This window comes from Amycolatopsis anabasis (assembly GCF_009765355.1).
Classification (GTDB): domain Bacteria; phylum Actinomycetota; class Actinomycetes; order Mycobacteriales; family Pseudonocardiaceae; genus Amycolatopsis; species Amycolatopsis anabasis.
The window spans coordinates 1-2,059 of record NZ_VTHK01000147.1; the positions used below are offsets into that span (position 1 = coordinate 1).

Annotated in this window: 3 protein-coding genes; all 3 read right to left on the bottom strand. The window is 70.3% G+C overall.

The features are described 5' to 3' along the window. Positions 1-96 precede the first annotated feature (96 nt). Positions 97-312: an RGCVC family protein gene (locus FXO23_RS51400; protein ID WP_246258676.1), complete on the bottom strand. Its 216-nt coding sequence runs from the start codon at positions 310-312 to the stop codon at positions 97-99. Continuing rightward, the gene (locus tag FXO23_RS50405) at positions 309-857 is read right to left on the bottom strand and encodes a DUF5994 family protein (protein WP_246258678.1); all 549 of its coding nucleotides are present in this window, start codon (positions 855-857) and stop codon (positions 309-311) included. Before FXO23_RS50405 ends, FXO23_RS51400 begins: the two co-directional genes overlap by 4 nt. A 509-nt stretch (positions 858-1,366) precedes the next feature. Next, positions 1,367-2,059, bottom strand: a 693-nt coding sequence (locus FXO23_RS50410) for an NADP-dependent oxidoreductase (RefSeq protein WP_158896312.1), incomplete at its 5' end; no start/stop codon positions are given.

The window sequence follows — 2,059 nt, forward strand, 5'->3', positions numbered from 1 at the left end:
TCGGCGCTGACCCGAACGGCTCAGCGGACTTCTCCGGCTTCGTCGCCGAGCGCTTGACGTGCCGATCACGAAAAGACACATGCCGGACCGTGACGGTCACTGGGAGTCGTGACCTGTGCAGACACAACCCCGGCTGTGTCCGCCGGCTACGGTCGCGGCGCAGTAGCGGGCGGCAATCAGGTCGTGGCCACTCCACGGGTGCGGACACGCCGCGCAGACCGCGTTACTCGCACCGTCGAAGTTCGACTGCGTACCGGGAACAGGCGGAGCGGTATCGCGGACCGTCCTGGCAGCCGATTCGGTCACGGTCACGGCGAACTCGCCGGGACACGATCGTTTACGCGGCCGCCATCGACCTCCCAGCGCTGGGTGGCCGCGTCCATCGTGTCCGCGACGCCGGTGGCCGCGAGAAGCGCCTCGACACTGTCCGCGTTGTCCCGGCGCGCCGCGGCCACCAGCACGCGCCGCGCGACGGCCGACCCGGTGTCCGGAGCCACGACCAGCAAGGTCAGCCGTCGCCGACCGCCCGCTCCGATCACCGTGACCGTGTCGGAGTGCTGCGACCGGAACCCATCGAGACGGACCCCGCCACCGTCGACGGCGAGCCGACGCGAAGCGGGATTCCAGGCGGTCAGGTTGTAGGTGACCCGTTCGACGCGATCCAGCCGAACGGCAAGAACCGCTAGCAAGGTCGGCAGTTCGATCGACAGGTCCCGCGACCGGGGCCACCACGCACCATCGACATACCCCGAGGTGGGCGCCTTCGGCTTCAACCGCAAACGCAGGTTGTGCCGAGGCTGCTCGGTGACCATCGTGGCCAAGGGGGTGGCGATAGGTGCGTGCGGGCCCGACGGCATGTCGGTACTCCCGTCCCCGGCCGAGGAACATCAGCCGGTCTGGCTGCCGAGGACGACGCGGGCTTGACCGCCCGCGTACGAAATGCTCTCGACACCACCCACACTACGCCTCATGAGCCCGTCCGGGTGCACAGCACGGGTGACCGTGCTCCGGCGATCCCGACCACGATCGGGGACACCCGCCGTGGACGTCACCGGTAGAGGCTAAGCCCCTCACGGCCGGAGCCTGACAGCAACAAACACCTCGTTCGTGACAGAAGTAGATTTCTGTCCCCGGTTTGGTCCTGTTGTTTCCTTGACACCTACGACCTGCCCTGGGAAGGGACCGTGTCTTGCCCGGGACAGAGGCGCGGCTGCGAGTCGTAGGTGGTATTGAGTTCGGTCGGATCACACCGGGGCCATGGGCGCGGCTGTGCGTCATGGACGCCATGGCGATGCGGTTGGGCGCTTGCCGCCCAGGCCGATCGGGTCGGACGCGGTCGTCTGGTTTTCCTTTCCTGGTAAGGGAATCAGGCCGGGGTCAAGACGGTTTTGCCTGCCAGGCGCCCGGTCGCGGCCTCGTCGTGCACGGTGGGGAGTTCGGCGAGCGGGCGGCGGGCGGCAACCTCGATCCGCAGCTCGCCACGGTCGACGCGGGTGACCAGCTCGGCGAGCTGGTCGGCCTTGCTGGCCGCGAACACGCGCGCGGTGCGGACGCCGCGCCCGGGGTTCTCCGGCGGCGGGGTGGTGGTGCTGACCAGGGCGCCACCGTCGCGCACGAGGTCGGCCAGCGTCGCGGTTTCCTGGGGGCTGGTCGTGACGAGGTTGACGACCACGTCGAACGGCTGCCCTGCGGCCGTCAGCGGGGTGGCCGTGTGATCGAGGTAGCCGATGATCCGGTCGGCACCGTCGGTGCGGAGCCGGTCCGCGTGGCGCTGGCTCGCGGTCGCGGTGACGTGCGCACCCGCCTGATGGGCGAGCTGCACGGCGTACCCACCGACCGCACCGCCCGCGCCGTTGATCAGGACCGTCTGCCCCGCGCGCAGCCCGGCGAGTTCGAACAGGGCTTGCCAGGCGGTCAGCCCGCCGACCGGCAACGCGGCGGCATCCGCCAGGTCGACGGTCCGCGGCGCGGTGGCCAGGGCGTCCGCGGGCGCGACCACATAGTCGGCGGCGGCGCCGTCGGCGTCCATCGGCAGGAACGCTACGACGGCGTCACCGAC

Bases quoted from the DNA above. Each gene is read 5' to 3' on its own strand.
- FXO23_RS50405 (WP_246258678.1), bottom strand. From the start codon at position 857: ATGCCGTCGGGCCCGCACGCACCTATCGCCACCCCCTTGGCCACGATG.